Raw genomic sequence first — 16,077 nt, 5'->3', positions numbered from 1 at the left:
GCTATACCTGCAGACTACTTTCCAGCATGCACACATCGATCTCACGCAGCGTAGAGTTTTCATCAAAGAGCAAATCATCAAAATCCATCACATTAGGGTAAATCATCTGGCAGGCCAGAATTAACTCCACCACATTTAATGAATCAATGCCTAACTGGCCCAGGGGGCAATCCGCATCAACGCTGTCAGTTTTAAGAATTTTAGCCACTTCTTCACACAGTTGTTCAAGCGATAATGATGTCATAGCAGGTATATCCTTATCTTTTTTCGTTATTTCGTTTAATTAATTTTAATTCTCTCTGGAACATCTTATTCCGTAGAGAATCAGGCCACTGATAATAGGTTATCATTGCATGGATGAACAACCCGATAAGCCACCCCAGCAAAGGATAATAGAACCAAAGTTTATTATCATTGAGTATATTAATAGTGAAAAGCAAGCTATTTACCATTACGTAAACAATACAATGGCACCAGAAGGAAATTTTCTTTCTGACTCGCCTTGACGCACTTCTGTAATCCCTGTCAGCGTGCAATTTTCATCCTGTCGTCTATATAAGGAAGGGGATCAACCGCCAGCTTTTTTTTTGATAGGCCGGGTATTCATGCGGAAATGCGTGACTTAGCATCTGCTCTTCAAGGCGAATACGCCACAGAAAAACAAGCAGTACTGGCGTCACCATAATGAGACATGACAACAGGTTACCTAATGCCAGCCCCATTCCAGCAAAAGCAATAATCACCCCCAGATAAGCAGGATGACGAATAAAGCGATAGATGCCGGTGGTCATTAACTCGTGATCGTTGAGGATAGCGATATTAACCGTAAAGAATTTCTTTAGACGATATATTGCATGCAAACGAATAGCGATCCCTATTAATACAATCACCAGACCAGCCCAAGTGATAATATCTCCCTGCTTCGCAAAGCGTAAATATTTTGACTGTGCTACGGCGAATCCAAAAATAAGAGATGAGTAGGTGAAGAAATTTAATATCATCTCAGAATTACGATCCGAGATATCGGATGATTTCCTATTGGCTCGTTTTACCGAAGCGATAATCGACTCACAAATAACCCAGGAAAGCCCAACAGCAATAAATAAATAGCTAAACAAAATTTTTACCTCGCGAAATAAGCATCCTGCTTAATTAATAATAAAACCCCTGAAAGGCGTAAAAAGATGTCAAGCTGTGATGAAATGTAAAATATATTGAAACATTAACACCTGCGAATTTTTTTAACAAGTGCGTAGCACTAATAATATTAATTATTCTTAAAATAATCACATTATGTGATGGAGGTCACACTTTCCATAGAGAATCATGTAAGTGGTCATACCTCTGGCTAATCAGACCCATCAATGTTGTCATTAATTAAGTATATATTCTTCAGACAAAAGGTAAGCGTCCAGCGAGAACCATATTGACGGGGATGTGTTATTCTGTTGGCAGTGTTACGCGCCAGGGGAGCAGTTCACTCACCCGATTGACCGGCCAGTCAGCTATGACGTCAAGGACATGGCGCAGGTAGCTTTCTGGATCCACATCGTTCAGTTTGCACGTCCCTATCAGACTGTACAGCAACGCTCCTCGCTCTCCTCCATGGTCTGAGCCGAAGAACAGCCAGTTCTTTCTTCCCAGACTGACCATCCGCAGCGCATTTTCAGCGATGTTATTGTCCGCCTCAGCCCAGCCATCATCTGCATAGTACGTCAGTGCCGGCCACTGGTTCAGGGCGTATGCGAACGCTTTCGCCAGTTCTGAGTGTCGCGCCAGGGTTTTCATCTTTTCAAGTAGCCAGCTTTCTAGGGATTTCAGCAGCGGTTTAGTTTTCAACTGACGTTCGGCAAGGCGCTGCTCCGTCGGTATTCCCCTTATCTCCGCCTCTATAGCGTACAGGTCTCTGGTATATCCCCATAAACCGGAAAATCCTGCAAGGTCGCTCAGCGGATTTTTCCGGTGGCCCGCACCTGTCAGACAGGGGAAAATGGGCAGAACAGGAGCAGACGTCGCTGTGTTAATTCTGAGAAATCAGCAGGGGTCATCGTCCCCTTCCACTGGTACAGCAGTTTGTTGATGACCGAAACGGTGACCAGCTCCGTGGAGAAGTGAAGTGCGTCTGCGCCACTCAGAACAACCTGCGAAATAGTAAAGCAGGGCTTTTCAGCCGGGAAGTCCGTTGTTGCTGAAGCGGGGGGGAGATCGGGAGAAAGACGCACATCCGGCACAACAGGGGTGAGCTGCTGCTCCTGGGCTTTCTGGCGTTGTTGTTGGTTCAAAAATTGCTGTTCAGCATCGTACTGAAATAAAGGGGCAGCAGAAATGTGACCTGCCCCCCGTTGATTAACACACCGCGATGTTAGTAATGTCTTCATCAGTCACATGAGGACATCCCCATGAAGAAGCGTTTTTCCGACGAACAGATCATCAGTATTCTCCGCGAGGCTGAAGCCGGGGTTTCGGCCCAGGAACTCTGCCGCAAGAATGCCATTTCAGATGCCACCTTTTACTCCTGGCGCAAGAAGTTCGACGGCATGGAAGTCCCTGAGATAAAGCGGCTTAAGTCGCTTGAAGAGGAGAACGCCCGCCTCATACTGGGGGCAGGTCATGTCAGGCTATTCAATAAAAGAGACCTCACCGGCTCCTGTCTGGTTCACACTTTTCAGCTCAGGATATTCACTTACAAAAACCAGGTGTTATTATTCACCCCGTAAATACCTTTCAACTCAAACCGAGGCTTTGATACTGGAGAATGTAATCATCTGATAATTAGTTCCCCGACCTTTTCAGGCCGGACTGATTATCAATGCGCCGAAATCGAATGCAGACACCGCTGTGTGTTTGCAAGTTTTGCACATGATGATTAAACAGGTTTTCCAGTATGAATTTATCCCGTCAGGAACAATGTACCTTACACGTTCTCGTCAAAGGTGGCCGTATTGCGCACGTCCGCGATGCGTCTGGCCGCGTCACTGCCGTCGAATGCTACACCGGTGAAGGGTTCTTGCTCACCGACTGTACCCTTGCCATCTTCAAAAAACTCAACACCAAAAAAATGATCAAGTCCGTCAACGATCAGCCCTACCGCATCAACACCACCGGGCTGAATAACGTTCGCACACAGCTTGATAACCGCTAAGGAGAACATGATGAATATCAGCACCCTTATTTCCTCATCCCGACACATCCAGCTGTCAGCGGAGGAAAGTAAAATCCCCTGGGACGAACCGGCCTTCAGCCAGCGCATGCTGGCGAACCATTTGTCTCAGGATCACGACTGGGCCAGCCGCAGGCAGGAGGTCATTGAGCGGCAGGTGAATTGGATCGCCAGCCTGTTACCCCCAGGCGCACGTATTCTCGATCTCGGCTGCGGTCCTGGCTTTTATACCCACCGCTTAGCAGAGCGCGGATTTCACTGCACCGGCGTGGATTTCTCACCGGCATCCGTGAGCTGGGCCCGTCAGCAGGCGCAGAATGCCGGATTGAATATCGACTATGTTCAGCAGGATGTCCGCGCATACTGGCCCGATAAATCTTTCAATTTCATCATGATGACATTTGGGGAACTGAATGTTTTCAGCGCGGTGGATGCGCGCTCGCTCGTCAGCCGCTGCGCGCAATGGCTGGAGCCGGGTGGCTGTCTGCTCACTGAAGTCCATACTTTCGACGAAGTTAAGCGTCAGGGAATGGCTGAAGCAAGCTGGCAACGCTGTCCGGATGGGCTGTTTCTGGGTGTCCCGCATCTGCTGCTGACGGAACATGACTGGGATGAAGAAGCCCAGACCAGCGCAACGCAGTTCTGGGCCATAGAGGCAAACGGTCAAACTACCCGTTTCGGTAGTCAGATGACGGCCTGGCACAATGACGAGTATGTCAGCCTGTTCGGTAACGTCGGTTTTACCCTGCTTCCTTCTCCTGAAAGCCACGACTGGCCAGTCAGCGAGACATTTGAAGGAAAGCTGTTTGCTCTGCTGGCCGAAAAAGCAAAAACCTCATAGAAATGTCCTCTTGATACTTAACGTAGTAAAAGGAATTTCACATTGGATATCCCACGTATTTTTACCATCAGTGAAAGCGAACACCGCATCCACAACCCGTTCACCGAAGAGAAGTACGCCACGCTGGGTCGCGTGCTGTGTATGAAACCGGGGTCAAAAATCCTTGATCTCGGCAGTGGCTCGGGCGAGATGCTCTGCTCCCGGGCCCGGGATCATGGCATTACGGGGACTGGCATCGACATGAGTTCGCTCTTCACCGCGCAGGCAAAGCGACGCGCGGAAGAAGTCAGCGTCAGCAAACGCGTACATTTTATTCATAATGATGCGGCGGGTTACGTCGCCAATGAAAAATTTGACGTGGCAGCCTGCGCCGGCGCGACCTGGATTGCCGGTGGCTTTGCCGGGATGGTCAAACTGCTGGCGCAGAGTCTTAAACCGCTCGGGACCATGCTCATCGATGAGCCCTACTGGCGTCAGCTTCCGGCAACGGACGAGATAGCGCAGGCCTGTGGCGTCAGCTCACGGGCTGATTTTCTGACGCTCCCGGGGCTTGTCGGCGAATTCGACGATCTCGGCTACGACGTGTTGGAAATAGTACTGGCAGACCAGGAAGGCTGGGACCGCTATGAGGCCGCGAAATGGCTGACCATGCGTCGCTGGATGGAAGCCAACGCTGATGACAACTTCGCGGAGGAAGTCAGAGCTGAGGTAAACATCCCGCCGAAACGCCACGTGACCTACGCGAGAGAATACTTTGGCTGGGGCGTGTTCGCACTTCTCGCCAGGTAACAACAGGTTCCGGTATTTCTTACCGGAGATACCGGAAGCTTCGCCCTTGCTTTGATCTGATGCATCACCTGCACAATACATATTCAGTATGTTTATTAATCAGGATATAACCATAGGGAGCATCATATGTCACAACATGAACAGTTCTGCCAGGCTTGCGGAATACCGATGTCGGCGCCCGATGCGCACAGTGCCAGCGATCAATATTGTGCGTACTGCAGCGACAGCAACGGCAATCTCAAACCTTGGGAAGAAGCGGTATCAGGCTTAGCCAGCTTCCTTGATTCCTGGCAAAAAGTTGGCCCGGAAGAAGCACAGAAGCGTGCTAAGCGTTATCTGACGGCGATGCCCGCCTGGGCTCATAAAGCGAATGAGTGATTTGATCTGGTTCTTTTCACTCCCCTGAATCCGTTAAGGAGAGCCAATGTTTTCTTACATTATGCTTGGAACCAACGACCTGCCACGCGCCATTACATTTTACGATCCGCTGATGGAGATGATGGGGTATCCCCGTGGCGGAAGGAATGAGGAGGTCGCATGGTGGGGCATCTTCAACGGTAATAAAACGATGGCACTGGGTATCGGCAGACCTTTTGATAAACAGGATGCCACGACCGGAAATGGTGTGATAGTCGCCCTAATTGCGCGTTCTGCCGAACACATCCAACAGCTTCACGCGCTTGCTTTAAATCACGGCGGCACGGACGAGGGAGCACCTGGCCTGCGTCCGCATTATGGCGAAGGTTTCTACAGCGCTTATGTCAGAGACCCCGATGGCAACAAGCTGGCATTTGTCTATTACACCGCATGATCCTGAAAACGATAAACCGGGGGCCTTAGCGCCCCCATCTGACACTAAAACCGTTCCGCAGAATTCACTGGATCGTTGGATGAATTGATTAATGCCGAGATGCCTCATTGTTTTAGGCCAGCATCTCATAGTGTGACAACTACACAGCTAGCTCCCACTCAACATCATCAATCCCTTCAACCGCGCGACGTCTGTCTGCCTTTCAGGGACGGCTTACGCCTGCATGTTGTCTGGCTGGAGCCAGTATTATGTTTGCCAAATCCTTTATCGCTCTCAATGGTAATGGCCGCCTAACCGGAGTCCGAACTGCTGACCTGCAAACACCGAAACGATAGCGCCCGTAGCAAGTTATAAGTAAGCATTCATAGAAATCCTGAAAGGATTCTTTGAGGTGTAAAGTTCAATACGGTTGCTCCAATAAGAGAGAGTAAAAGTGGCATTCGCCATGCTGATATCCTACTACGCTTAACGAATACGACTGTTTCTTCGCGTTGCGAACAACCCTCTGGCATCACTCAGCCCGGTAGAGACGTCCCTCGCCCGACCTCGCCTTTCGCCACACTTCATCATCCGTCAATTCAGTCTGGATAAGTTCAATCGGCACGCCAGCATCGTTAATCATCGCAACAAAAAAGCCGTCGATCGGCTCATATGGCCCAAGTATAACCTCCTCATCGCGAATGGCCTCCTGAAGATCGGCCACCTTAAATGCCACATGTGGCACGGTGCGGATAAGATGATGCAAAGGTGAATCGGCTTCGAACCGGTGCCACTGCACCCGAAACTGGCCAGGGTTATCGGCAGTGTACATGCCGGCACGTTGACTGTAACTGCCGTCTTGCAGGCCATCACTGACCGGAATCCCTAAGTGGTGAAAATCATACTGCAGGTGTTTTTTCAACGTTGTACTCCCGAGGGTTAATGTCTTTCAGACGGATATAGTAACAAGCCAGTAATGATCACCTGCATTTTCGCGCCATCAGACTCACCCAATGGCGCGTCAGCCCAGTTTGATGAGGCAAAGGACGAATCAAATTCCCATCACATACTGCGCGATTTTGAAGTAAATGATGAGCCCTGTGCCGTCAATAAAAGTGGCAATAAAGGGCGCTGAAACCACCGCCGGATCTACCCCCGCCTTTTTCAGTAACATCGGTATGATGGATGACACAATCGCGCTCCACACGGTAATGGCCACCAGCGACAGACTGACAACCAGCGTGACCTCTGCGCCAACGCCCATCATCCATGCCCGTATCCATGCCGCAAGGCCGATAGTGGCCGCGATCAGCAGGGACGTGGTGATTTCTTTGCGCAGCACTGCACCCAGCCTTGCCAGACTGACCTCCCCTAACGCCATGGCCCGCACCAGGGTAGAGGTAATCTGTGTGCCGCTATTGCCGCCGGTGCCAATTAACAGAGGAATAAAAAAGGCGAGCGCAATTGCCGCCTCCAGCTGATCTTCAAAGGCTTTCAGGACATTGCCTGTATAGGCCTCAGCCACAAAGAGCATCAGCAACCAGACGGCTCTTTTTCGCCAGAGCGCCCACGGACTGGTTTCAAGATAAGGTTTATCCAGCGGCAGACTGGCGCCCTGACGCTGTGCATCTGCGGTGTTCTCATCCGCAATCAGGCGTGCGATCTCACGTTCACCCAGTACACCTACCAACGTATGGTTGGCAACGACGGGCAGGATATCGATATTCTCCTCCATCAGAATATGGGCAATATCACCGCGACTGTCATCCGGCGTCACTTTCGTGAAAGCATGACGCATCATCACACCAACCTGTTTATCTTCATCATGGCATTGCAATAAAGTTTTAACCGCAAGCGTGCCGCGTAAATGGTAATCGCGCGCGGTAATAAAAACTAACGAGGGGATCTCATTTGTTTTTAACTGCGACAGAAAATAAAGCTTTGCTTCTTTTACCGTCAGTGTGTAGGGGAGCGTAATAAAATTCGGGTTCATATACTGCGCAACGGAAGCGTCATTTACGCCGTCAACATTGAGGCGCGAACCGGTAGAAAGATGCTGTATTTTTTGCATTGAGGTGTCCCTATATCGGCTAAAACGTCATCAGCGAATCGTACAGGGGCGTAACCAAAGAGGGAGTGAACGTAGGCTATCTCCGCGTCCAGGTTTTAGCACTATACAACGTATCTGATTGATTAATCAGAAGTTACCTTGGGCTGAACCTTAATCCGATAAAGCCTGTCTTAACCTTGGGCATCTCTCGATGTCGTCAGATCAGTAACCTGTGTTTGTATAGGAGCCTCGCCAAACGAGATACTGTGTACTTAAAACGCGGCTAATATAGAGGGAGAATGCTGATATCAAAAGAAACAATCCATTCTTATTGAGATTACGTTTAAGGAATTACAAAAATATAAATAAAAATACTTTTCATTAATATTCCTGGTGGGTAACCATGCCCCCCTTTCTGAATCGTTCAGCGTAATCAGTGAAGCTTCCTGCGCCATTACATTTCCCAACCCAATAAATATTCGTCAATAATCATTTGTAAAACGCGGGAACCTGTACCTGAATTTACCCAGATAATGTCTTAGCCATTTATCAGTGACGTCATTTAACGCATGAAAATCTCTATTCTGCAGGTATGAATCTTTGCTAAAAAAGTTCAGGAGACATTTCAGGCACACAGTCAGCGTTCAGACACAGTCGCTATGTTTAAGACCGCGCCCCTTAACACCCTGATAATGGGTACAGCCAGCCCGTATCACCGCTTCTCGTTTGCACCCTTTTTACACCTCGCCATTTCTTTTTTACGCCACTTTTACACGCCGGGCGTTTTAATCAACGGCACCGGGTACTCATGGCCCATGCATAAGGAAGTCGTTGATGAAATGCGTTAATGCGCTCTTTTCTCTGCCTGTCAGTGGCGATGCCGCCTTAGTCGAGCTGGCTGAGCAGCAACGTCTTCGGCTGATGTCACCCCGTAAATGGTTCAGAGACGCGATTGAGGTCAACACCGATCCCGCCAAACTTAACCCCCGACTGATTGCTCAATGGCTGGGGGCGACGATCCCCGATGCGCGCCTTCTGACGCTGGCGTTGAACAGCAGTCTCTGTTTTGGCGTCTACCGCAATGCACGACAAATCGGCTTTGCACGCGTCGTAACCGATATGGCCGAAACCTGGGTAATCCAGGATCTGTTTATTTCGCCAGAATATCGCTTTATCGGTCTGGGATCCTGGCTATTGCGCTGCTGTCTGTCGCATCCAGGTGCCTGCGGCTGCCATCGTATTATCGCCCTGAGTGAATCCGCACCGGCGTTTCTTCAACACAACGGCTTCATCTGTCATCCCGCACTGCCGGGTATTTACGTGGCGCCGCCTCTGTATCACGGCGTTGACTACCCAGCAGGCTCCGATATCACACCTAGACATTAAGCGACTACAACGATGAGCAGCCTGCTTCAGTTTCTCATTCGGCCTCAATTATCCAGCTGTTGGTCGTTAAGCAATGCGACTGACGAACCTCTGTCTCACAAGGAAAACACCATGTCAGGTCTTATCCTGGTATCACATAATCATTCTCAACGTTCTACGCTTACTGCGATTTATGAAGGCATTCTCGCCCATCAAGGTGGGCTCTGGGTGAGCTGGGATGGCCAGACCGCAGTTCTGCCATCGGATACGGCAAGACCTCTGTCATCTCAGCAGAAAGATCACTATGAAACCCTGACCTTTCCCCTGACACCCGGCGAGGCGAATGAGGGTTATCACAATTACGTTCATAAAGGACTCTGGCCTGTTTTCCACCAACGCCCGGATCTGGCCCGTTTTTCCACTGACGGCTATCGGGAATATAAAAATATTAATGAGGCTTATGCGCGTGCTATTTGTGAGCACGCCCTGCCCGAGGACAGAATCTGGATACAGGATTATCATCTGCTGGGTTGCGCCCGCTATCTTCGCGATGCCGGTTTGACCAATCCAGTGGGCTTTTTTCTGCATCAGCCTTTCCCATCGGGCAAGATGTTTGAGGCCATTCCCGACTGGCGCTGGCTCACCGAATCCCTGCTGTGCTGTGACGTGATCGGTTTTCAAACGGTACAGGACATGAACAACTTTATTGTCTGGCTGGAAAGTGAATTCCGTACAGAGCGTTTCGCTGGCGACAGCTTTCGGGTACAAGGCCGTATTGTCCGGCTCGGCGTCTTTCCTGTGGGGATTGACCTTGACGATGCCCGCTGCCTGCGCGACAGCAATAGCTGTGCCTTCATGGAAATGCAGTGCCGCGAAAACTTGCCAGAAAATACCGTACTGAGTGGTGGCCATCTTGATGACAGTGCCGGGTTGCCTTACCGAATCAGCGCCGTGGAAGTGCTGCTGCGCAAACATGCTGTTTACCAAAAAAATATTACCCTGTTGCAGCTGGCTCCGCCCTCTGCCGGGTATGCGCATCGCGCGCCGGAAATCAGTCACACCTTAGAAACCCTGTGCGGCGAGTTTAATGGCGTGCACGGCATGATGAACTGGTATCCGGTGAACTGTCTGACGCATGCTTACAGTCGGGAAGAGCAGGCGGGAATCTATCGCGCTTCCCGTGTTGCGCTGGTGACCCCACTGATGGCGGGCATGAGCCTGATGGCGAAGATGTATGTTGCACTTCAGGATCCCGATAATCCTGGTGTGCTGATCCTGTCACAGTTTGCAGGCGCAGCAGAGCAGATGGATGGTGCGCTAATCGTCAATCCTTACGATCCCGATGCGATGGCCGATGCCATTCATAGCGCACTGCTGATGCCGGTCAGGGAACGGCGTCATCTTCACGCGCGTCTGATGAAGGGATTGCATTTGCACAACAGTCATCGCTGGTCTCAGGCATTTTTGTCCATGCTGAGCGATCAGCCCGTGATGCCCGGGCCGGTTGTCGCAACCGCCCCCTCTTTGCGTCTGAACAGCAGTCGGGCCCGATACTGACGTTCCCGTCCTCAGCAAGCGGCAGGTCTGCATCGCCTCTGCTTTGCAGACCGGGCTTTTAGCGGCAACACAACGATGAAATAGCCTGAAAACGGCTCAGCCCTGAGCCATTTTCATCAAGCTATTGAATCGCAGCCGCTGGTGCAGCGTTGTGATAACGGCTGAGGCGTGCGTTAACGAGAAGCCGAAAGGGTTTGCAGCACTTTCAGCTCGGCCACCGCTTCCTGCATGGCATCCATTCCCGCCGTTAAGGTGCGCAGGCTATCCAGCTGTTTCGCCATACCTGCCCGCTCATGGCGGGTGCGGTCGCTCATCGCCGCGATGGCATCGGCTGCGTGGATACTGCGCTCTGCCATGTCCGTGGCAGTTTGCACGGTGTTTGTCGCCACGTCGCGAATACGGGAAATCGTGCTGACCGCATCGTTGATATTGCTTGCCGTGGCTTCAGCCTGCTCTTTGGAGGATTGCGCCAGACGACGCACTTCTCCGGCGACAACCGCAAATCCCCTGCCCGCCTCACCCGCACGGGCGGCTTCAACGGCCGCATTAAGCGCCAGAATATTGGTCTGGAACGCGATATTGCTGATGCCATGCGTAATGACGTTGATACCATTGGAGATCGCCTCCAGATCGTCCAACCCGTCGCCTAAGCGGCCCTGTGCCTGCTGGCTCTCTTTGGCGATATCGCTGATAGCGCGGATGCTGCTCTCGGCCATCGTCAGCGCCTCGCTCTGGCTCTGGGTTGCCGCCTCAAGCACCGGCAGTGCCTGGACGATAGGCGCTAACTCCTGCTGATAATTCACCACGCGCGCCAGCACGCCGGACTGCACCCTGTTCAGCGCCTCCCAGCGACGCAGGGCGCGCTGAGCGTAGTGAGCCGCATAGCTGGCATATTCCACCGGGAATTGCGCCATCGCATTGACACGGTGATTAAAGAACACCAGCGCAGAGAGCGTCTGGTTGATCGGCACACCGAGAATCTCACCAAAACTGGAGAAGCCGGCGGCCGGGATCCCTTTAAAAAAATGCGCATCGTGCAGCTTATCGGCATTCCCCACGCGACGCAGTATGCAATCGTTCATCAGAATCGCTGCCGGTTTGCCGTGGCGTTGGGTAAAGGCCTGCCAGTCACGCTGCGTGGCCTGTTTAAAATCGGTTTCACGCATTAAGTAAAGCCGATCGCCAAATTCCAGGTCGCAGAAAAACTGCACGCTCTGGCTGGCCATTTTCGCCACGGAACGAATAAAGAAGGCTTCACCTACCTTGACGGCAAATGTCAGACCTTTAAGCCGCTCGCTGGGCTGCTGTTCGTTACAGCCAAGGTGTTCGGCCAGCGCCTGGGTGAATGGCTGCTGCTGTCCCTGCGCGTTGAACACCGACGTCAACGTACGCTTTACCGGATCGGCCTCTGCAATCAGCCAGCTTTTATTTAGCGGCTCGAAATTCTGGCTTTTGAAGGGTGCGAAGGATTTACCTGCTGCCATTTTACAGAACACGATAACGGCCTTGCCCTGCAGCACACGACCGCCGACACCCATCCATGTGCCGTCAAAGGTTGCACGTCCTCCTGCGGAGCCACCAATCGCCAGGCACGGAAAGCGCCCGGTGTTATACCAGGCCTGCATCAGAAAGCCTTCTGATGCGGACAGTCCGTCGCAGTAAATCATCGCGAAGGTGCGATCGGCAGAAAGCGGCATGCGCAGCTTCAGTGCGGCCAGTTCATGCTGAATGGCGCTGATGCGATCGGTCGCCGTGTGCGCGTCGTGAAGATGCAGATCGACAATGTGCGTTTCATGCTCCGCTATCAGGTTGCTAGGCAGCCAGAGCCAGCTGCCCTCTTGTCCGTCTCCCTTGCAGTAAGTTGTCTGCTTGCCGCTGGCGCTGAGCGCCCCGTTCGAGGAGAGCGTAATCACGGTCAGATCCGCCGATGTTAAACGTTGCCATGCCTGACTGACCTTCTGAAAATCTGCCTCTGGCGGTACAAACGTCAGCAAAATACCCGCAGCACGTTTGCTAAGGCCTGCAGCAGAGAGCGATGCAGGTAAGCTTTCACAGTGAAAGATCCCGTCGGTGGGCTGAGCTGCCCCTGCAAAACGGGAACCGGTTAAGCTTCTGGTCATTGTCTTAATGACAGACATATTGTTATTTCCATTGTAATTAAAAGGAATGCACGTACTGGTGTTGTAAAAAAGAGGGCCAAACGCTGCGCCGGTATGACCAGCACGCATGAGCCCTCTTCAGCCCCAAAAATGAGCTGAGCATGCGTTATCGACTCACGCGGCCATAGCTTCAGCGATTACCGGGATTATTATTAGCGATGCGTGCGGGTAAGCGTTTGCGTTTGATGTCCGTCAGGTACAGAGAAAGTTTGCGCCAGTTTAAAAGAATGAACATCGGCTCAGAGCGAGAAGTGGTCTTTTGTTAATTTCCCAGAAATGAAGTGGGTATGCTTTGACTTTCAGCCTTGATGAACACCTTCACAACAGGATGGACAAGATGAAACAGGTCAGGATTTATACACTCAAAGACAGCCAGTCAGCAGAAATTTATTTTCACAAACACTGGCCCCGACACAGGGTTTCTCTTCCTGCTTTTGATATTTATGTCAATGATGTCTATCTGGGAGAAAACTGTCAGGTCATTGCAACAGTGACCTATCAGGAGGGAGCCGATATACAGGCTATCAATCAGAAATACATGAGCAGCGAGGCGTTCATATCAGATATGAAAGGTTTCGACATGTCTTCAATCCTCCGGGTGGACGAAATCACCATCAAAGAAACACTTTTCTGACCATGCGACGTTCTAAGTCAGCTGAGGCGTTTCCTTTTTAGCCTGTGAAATTTATACACCGCAACTCAGTCGCCCTTATTGCGGTGTTCAGACAGAAAGCAATTGAGCGGTTCACTTCCGGCTGTGAGTTCAATCAACGGATGAAACACATTGGTCGAAACGCTCTCCGGGGAATTCAGAGCCTGGCGCATTTCCCGGCCTTTCGCTGAGCTGCCTGACAACAGGGTTTAATCTGTGCTGTGGGTGAAGCGGTGAACCAATGCGTTGCTTCCTTTTGGAAAATGTTGTCTGACGGTCTGTTCGTCATTTCATTTGAGCCACATCGCGCGGGAGCTTAGGGATCACAGACCTAAATCTGGGTGTCTGTTTCTACAGTAAATCGGGTGCGGCGGGTTGGTTCGGCGCGCCGATCCCGTGTTTATGTTTTATAACGCTCGAAAGCTCATTTCCGGGCTTGTTTGATGAGGGCAGATATCACCGTTAAGGCCTTGTTGTCTCTGATACAGGTGGGGATTACTAAGCGGGAGTGGCGTTATGAGAGGGTAAGAATACTGGTGGTTTTAAGCCCTCACCCATTACCTGGCCACTTGCCACAGTGGCCAGGTACGTTAATGATTACTTAATATTGAAATCAATCCATTCACCGCCCGCATCAGCAGATTTGACGCAGTGCTCTACCCAGTTCACACCGATCTGACCGGCGTGCACATCGGGATACCAGAATGATTCCAGGAATTTCGCGTCGCCACGATCGGTTGCATCCATTGCAATCGCAAAGCGGCGATAAAGATTAGACCATGCTTCAAACAATCCTTCCGGGTGTCCACCCCCGATGCGATCGTCAGCCAGAGCCTGCGAACTGAGATAAGGCATTCCTCGTTCAAGGATCCGAACAGGCTCCCCTTGGATTTCATAGCGAAGCTGGTTAGGTTGCTCATCCCACCACTCCAGGCTTGCCTTCGAACCCACAACACGAATTTTCTGACCATGCATAGAACCGCAGTTCACCGCTGAGCACCACATAGAACCCACCGCACCGTTGTCATATTCCATCAGCACATAGGCGTTATCTTCCAGCGGTGCGCGGGATTTGACAAAGCTCTGCCGCGAGCACAGCAACCGTGTGATGCTCAATTGAGGCAGCATCGTTTCAGCCAAAAACAGCGGATGGGTAGCCAGATCGCCCAGAACATAACCTGGCCCGACATATTTAGGGTCCACGCGCCAGCGGGTGGAAGGATTATCCAGTTCTACTGCTTCTGCATGAAAACCGTGTGCGAAGGACATGTTAATGATACGGATATCACCGAGCAGCCCTTCCTCGATCATCTGCCGCGCCTACAAAATTAATTGATGCCCTGCATATCCATATGTGACACCGATGATTTTTTTATGGGTTCTGCATAACGCCGCAAGAATGCTTGCTTCCTCGCCGGTAAAACAGAGCGGCTTTTCGCAAATCACATGCAAACCGGCTTCCAGTGCAGCTTTGCATATAGCAAAGTGTGTATTGTTTGGCGTGGCAATTGAGACAGCTTCAATGCCATCTTCACGACTCGCCTCTTCCCGGAACAGGGTTGCATAATCGGGATAGCATCGATCTTCTGCAATACCGAGTTGAACACCAAAGGCTTTACCTCGTTCAGCATCAATATCTAATACGCCTGCCAGTAAAGTGAATGCGTTGTCTCTTAAGGCTGCTGAACGATGAATATAACCAATCTGGCTTGTGCCACCTCCCCCAACCATTCCCCAACGAACAGATCTGTTAAGCGGTTTTAGTCCGTTAATCATAATGTTATCTCCGGTTAGAAGCCGACTGATTTTAGCCACTTAAGACTTTCGGTCACATCGTGTAGACTGCCGTCAGCCTGGCGTGGATCGCGTTCCTGCTCAATCGTGATCCAGCCTTGATAATTTAAGTCGTTAAGGAGTTTCTTAATTGCGGGATAATCAATTGCCCCTTTGCCAATGGGGCACATTACGCCTTCTGCGCATGCGGCAAAGAAATCCAGTCCACGCTTGAGTACATCTTTATGGACACTTTCGTTCACATCTTTGAAATGAATATAATCAAGGCGATCGAAATAACTCTCAAGCCAGCTTACAGGGTCCATGCCAGAATAATAAAGGTGCCCTGTATCCAGACATAACCCAGCAACTGAATGCGGTATATCCTCAGCAATTTTGATAATTTCATCTGAGAACTCAATACATCCCCCCGCATGCGGATGAATTACCGGACGAACACCGTATTCATTCCAGGCCAGAGAACTTATTTCTTTAATATGCGAGACCATGCGCTGCCAGTCATCAGCATTCAGGCGAGGTGCTTTATCTGAATGTCCGGCATAACGAGCGCGTTCTTCATTACCAAAATCAATAATCACCAAATATGGCGCGGGATAATTAGAGCTGTGATCTTTCACCGCAGTGGGTATTTTAGAAAGATTTCGACACAGATTATGCGTCAACTCAATCATGTTATCAAAATTACTGTCACTGACTAAATCATCAAAAATTGTACCCGCCACGATTGAAAGCGAGGCCTTATTTAAGGCTTCCGTCAGTTTGACCGGATCCGTTGGTAAATATGTCCACGGTCCGAGTTCAATACTTTTATAACCCGCCTGATTTGCCTCACTGAGAACTTTTTGCCAGGGCGGCAGAAACGGATTTTTAGGATCATCAACTCCCCAACTGCAAGGTGCATTAGCAATATGAATAGTCAT

General features: G+C 50.6%; 16 protein-coding genes, 3 pseudogenes and 1 riboswitch. Of the genes and pseudogenes, 9 read left to right on the top strand and 10 right to left on the bottom strand.

What is annotated here, in order from left to right; genetic code table 11:
* Position 1: 1 nt before the first annotated feature.
* From ACPXSQ_RS04570 to ACPXSQ_RS04550, 5 genes and pseudogenes are all read right to left on the bottom strand, one after another.
* Positions 2-244 carry an acyl carrier protein gene (locus tag ACPXSQ_RS04570; RefSeq protein WP_009090691.1) on the bottom strand — a complete coding sequence of 81 codons (243 nt, stop codon included), beginning with the start codon at positions 242-244 and terminating at the stop codon, positions 2-4.
* A gap of 13 nt (positions 245-257) precedes the next feature.
* Positions 258-536, bottom strand: a complete 279-nt coding sequence (locus ACPXSQ_RS04565; protein WP_089528613.1) for a 2TM domain-containing protein — start codon at positions 534-536, stop codon at positions 258-260.
* 15 nt (positions 537-551) lie between these two features.
* Positions 552-1,118: a methyltransferase family protein gene (locus ACPXSQ_RS04560; protein ID WP_233516663.1), complete on the bottom strand. Its 567-nt coding sequence runs from the start codon at positions 1,116-1,118 to the stop codon at positions 552-554.
* A gap of 322 nt (positions 1,119-1,440) precedes the next feature.
* A pseudogene (locus ACPXSQ_RS04555) lies at positions 1,441-1,902 on the bottom strand (IS66 family transposase); the annotation flags it as partial.
* Positions 1,903-1,976: 74 nt separating this feature from the next.
* Positions 1,977-2,282: a hypothetical protein gene (locus ACPXSQ_RS04550; RefSeq protein WP_426142939.1), complete on the bottom strand. Its 306-nt coding sequence runs from the start codon at positions 2,280-2,282 to the stop codon at positions 1,977-1,979.
* Between the two features lie 117 nt (positions 2,283-2,399).
* On the opposite strand from ACPXSQ_RS04550, the pseudogene ACPXSQ_RS04545 reads away from it, so the two are divergent.
* The 6 genes and pseudogenes from ACPXSQ_RS04545 to ACPXSQ_RS04520 form a co-directional block, all read left to right on the top strand.
* A pseudogene (locus ACPXSQ_RS04545) lies at positions 2,400-2,594 on the top strand (transposase); the annotation flags it as partial.
* Between the two features lie 290 nt (positions 2,595-2,884).
* Positions 2,885-3,142, top strand: a complete 258-nt coding sequence (locus tag ACPXSQ_RS04540; protein ID WP_247102642.1) for a YjhX family toxin — start codon at positions 2,885-2,887, stop codon at positions 3,140-3,142.
* Between the two features lie 7 nt (positions 3,143-3,149).
* Positions 3,150-4,001 carry a class I SAM-dependent methyltransferase gene (locus ACPXSQ_RS04535; protein WP_426142936.1) on the top strand — a complete coding sequence of 284 codons (852 nt, stop codon included), beginning with the start codon at positions 3,150-3,152 and terminating at the stop codon, positions 3,999-4,001.
* 42 nt (positions 4,002-4,043) lie between these two features.
* Entirely contained in the window at positions 4,044-4,790 is a 747-nt protein-coding gene (locus ACPXSQ_RS04530) for a methyltransferase domain-containing protein (protein ID WP_426142934.1), read from the top strand.
* Positions 4,791-4,916: 126 nt separating this feature from the next.
* On the top strand, positions 4,917-5,168 hold the full coding sequence (locus tag ACPXSQ_RS04525) for a zinc ribbon domain-containing protein (RefSeq protein ID WP_028722112.1): 252 nt from the start codon (positions 4,917-4,919) through the stop codon (positions 5,166-5,168).
* Positions 5,169-5,214: 46 nt separating this feature from the next.
* The gene (locus ACPXSQ_RS04520; protein WP_426142932.1) at positions 5,215-5,601 is read left to right on the top strand and encodes a VOC family protein; all 387 of its coding nucleotides are present in this window, start codon (positions 5,215-5,217) and stop codon (positions 5,599-5,601) included.
* 511 nt (positions 5,602-6,112) lie between these two features.
* On the opposite strand, the gene ACPXSQ_RS04515 is transcribed toward ACPXSQ_RS04520, so the two are convergent.
* Both ACPXSQ_RS04515 and ACPXSQ_RS04510 read right to left on the bottom strand, forming a co-directional pair.
* Complete coding sequence (locus ACPXSQ_RS04515) at positions 6,113-6,502, bottom strand: hypothetical protein (RefSeq protein ID WP_426142930.1); 390 nt, start codon at positions 6,500-6,502, stop codon at positions 6,113-6,115.
* Positions 6,503-6,631: 129 nt separating this feature from the next.
* Positions 6,632-7,651: a magnesium transporter gene (locus ACPXSQ_RS04510; protein ID WP_426142928.1), complete on the bottom strand. Its 1,020-nt coding sequence runs from the start codon at positions 7,649-7,651 to the stop codon at positions 6,632-6,634.
* 73 nt (positions 7,652-7,724) lie between these two features.
* Positions 7,725-7,898: riboswitch (M-box (ykoK) riboswitch) on the bottom strand.
* A gap of 566 nt (positions 7,899-8,464) precedes the next feature.
* On the opposite strand from ACPXSQ_RS04510, the gene ACPXSQ_RS04505 reads away from it, so the two are divergent.
* Together ACPXSQ_RS04505 and ACPXSQ_RS04500 are read left to right on the top strand one after the other, a co-directional pair.
* On the top strand, positions 8,465-9,016 hold the full coding sequence (locus tag ACPXSQ_RS04505) for a GNAT family N-acetyltransferase (protein WP_426142926.1): 552 nt from the start codon (positions 8,465-8,467) through the stop codon (positions 9,014-9,016).
* Positions 9,017-9,127: 111 nt separating this feature from the next.
* Positions 9,128-10,552 carry an alpha,alpha-trehalose-phosphate synthase (UDP-forming) gene (locus ACPXSQ_RS04500; protein ID WP_194761841.1) on the top strand — a complete coding sequence of 475 codons (1,425 nt, stop codon included), beginning with the start codon at positions 9,128-9,130 and terminating at the stop codon, positions 10,550-10,552.
* Positions 10,553-10,725: 173 nt separating this feature from the next.
* Here ACPXSQ_RS04500 and ACPXSQ_RS04495 read toward each other — a convergent pair whose 3' ends face one another.
* Positions 10,726-12,690 carry a methyl-accepting chemotaxis protein gene (locus tag ACPXSQ_RS04495; RefSeq protein ID WP_426142923.1) on the bottom strand — a complete coding sequence of 655 codons (1,965 nt, stop codon included), beginning with the start codon at positions 12,688-12,690 and terminating at the stop codon, positions 10,726-10,728.
* Positions 12,691-13,048: 358 nt separating this feature from the next.
* Between ACPXSQ_RS04495 and ACPXSQ_RS04490 the strand changes: the two genes are divergently transcribed.
* The gene (locus tag ACPXSQ_RS04490; RefSeq protein WP_105078572.1) at positions 13,049-13,345 is read left to right on the top strand and encodes a hypothetical protein; all 297 of its coding nucleotides are present in this window, start codon (positions 13,049-13,051) and stop codon (positions 13,343-13,345) included.
* 615 nt (positions 13,346-13,960) lie between these two features.
* On the opposite strand, the pseudogene ACPXSQ_RS04485 reads toward ACPXSQ_RS04490, so the two are convergent.
* Positions 13,961-15,139 (bottom strand): annotated as a pseudogene (locus ACPXSQ_RS04485) (Gfo/Idh/MocA family protein).
* 14 nt (positions 15,140-15,153) lie between these two features.
* A complete protein-coding gene (locus tag ACPXSQ_RS04480) occupies positions 15,154-16,077 on the bottom strand; it encodes a sugar phosphate isomerase/epimerase family protein (protein ID WP_105078571.1) in 924 nt (307 codons plus the stop codon).

This window comes from Pantoea sp. EEL5 (assembly GCF_049892805.1).
Lineage (GTDB): Bacteria > Pseudomonadota > Gammaproteobacteria > Enterobacterales > Enterobacteriaceae > Pantoea > Pantoea ananatis.
This window is presented reverse-complemented; position numbering and strand designations above follow the sequence as displayed.

Excerpts from the sequence above, each read along its gene's own strand:
- ACPXSQ_RS04570 (WP_009090691.1), bottom strand. The coding sequence starts at position 244 with ATGACATCATTATCGCTTGAACAACTGTGTGAAGAAGTGGCTAAAATT.
- ACPXSQ_RS04540 (WP_247102642.1), top strand. The coding sequence starts at position 2,885 with ATGAATTTATCCCGTCAGGAACAATGTACCTTACACGTTCTCGTCAAA.
- ACPXSQ_RS04535 (WP_426142936.1), top strand. The coding sequence starts at position 3,150 with ATGATGAATATCAGCACCCTTATTTCCTCATCCCGACACATCCAGCTG.
- ACPXSQ_RS04525 (WP_028722112.1), top strand. The coding sequence starts at position 4,917 with ATGTCACAACATGAACAGTTCTGCCAGGCTTGCGGAATACCGATGTCG.
- ACPXSQ_RS04520 (WP_426142932.1), top strand. The coding sequence starts at position 5,215 with ATGTTTTCTTACATTATGCTTGGAACCAACGACCTGCCACGCGCCATT.
- ACPXSQ_RS04510 (WP_426142928.1), bottom strand. The coding sequence starts at position 7,651 with ATGCAAAAAATACAGCATCTTTCTACCGGTTCGCGCCTCAATGTTGAC.
- ACPXSQ_RS04505 (WP_426142926.1), top strand. The coding sequence starts at position 8,465 with ATGAAATGCGTTAATGCGCTCTTTTCTCTGCCTGTCAGTGGCGATGCC.
- ACPXSQ_RS04500 (WP_194761841.1), top strand. The coding sequence starts at position 9,128 with ATGTCAGGTCTTATCCTGGTATCACATAATCATTCTCAACGTTCTACG.
- ACPXSQ_RS04495 (WP_426142923.1), bottom strand. The coding sequence starts at position 12,690 with ATGTCTGTCATTAAGACAATGACCAGAAGCTTAACCGGTTCCCGTTTT.
- ACPXSQ_RS04490 (WP_105078572.1), top strand. The coding sequence starts at position 13,049 with ATGAAACAGGTCAGGATTTATACACTCAAAGACAGCCAGTCAGCAGAA.
- ACPXSQ_RS04480 (WP_105078571.1), bottom strand. The coding sequence starts at position 16,077 with ATGACTATTCATATTGCTAATGCACCTTGCAGTTGGGGAGTTGATGAT.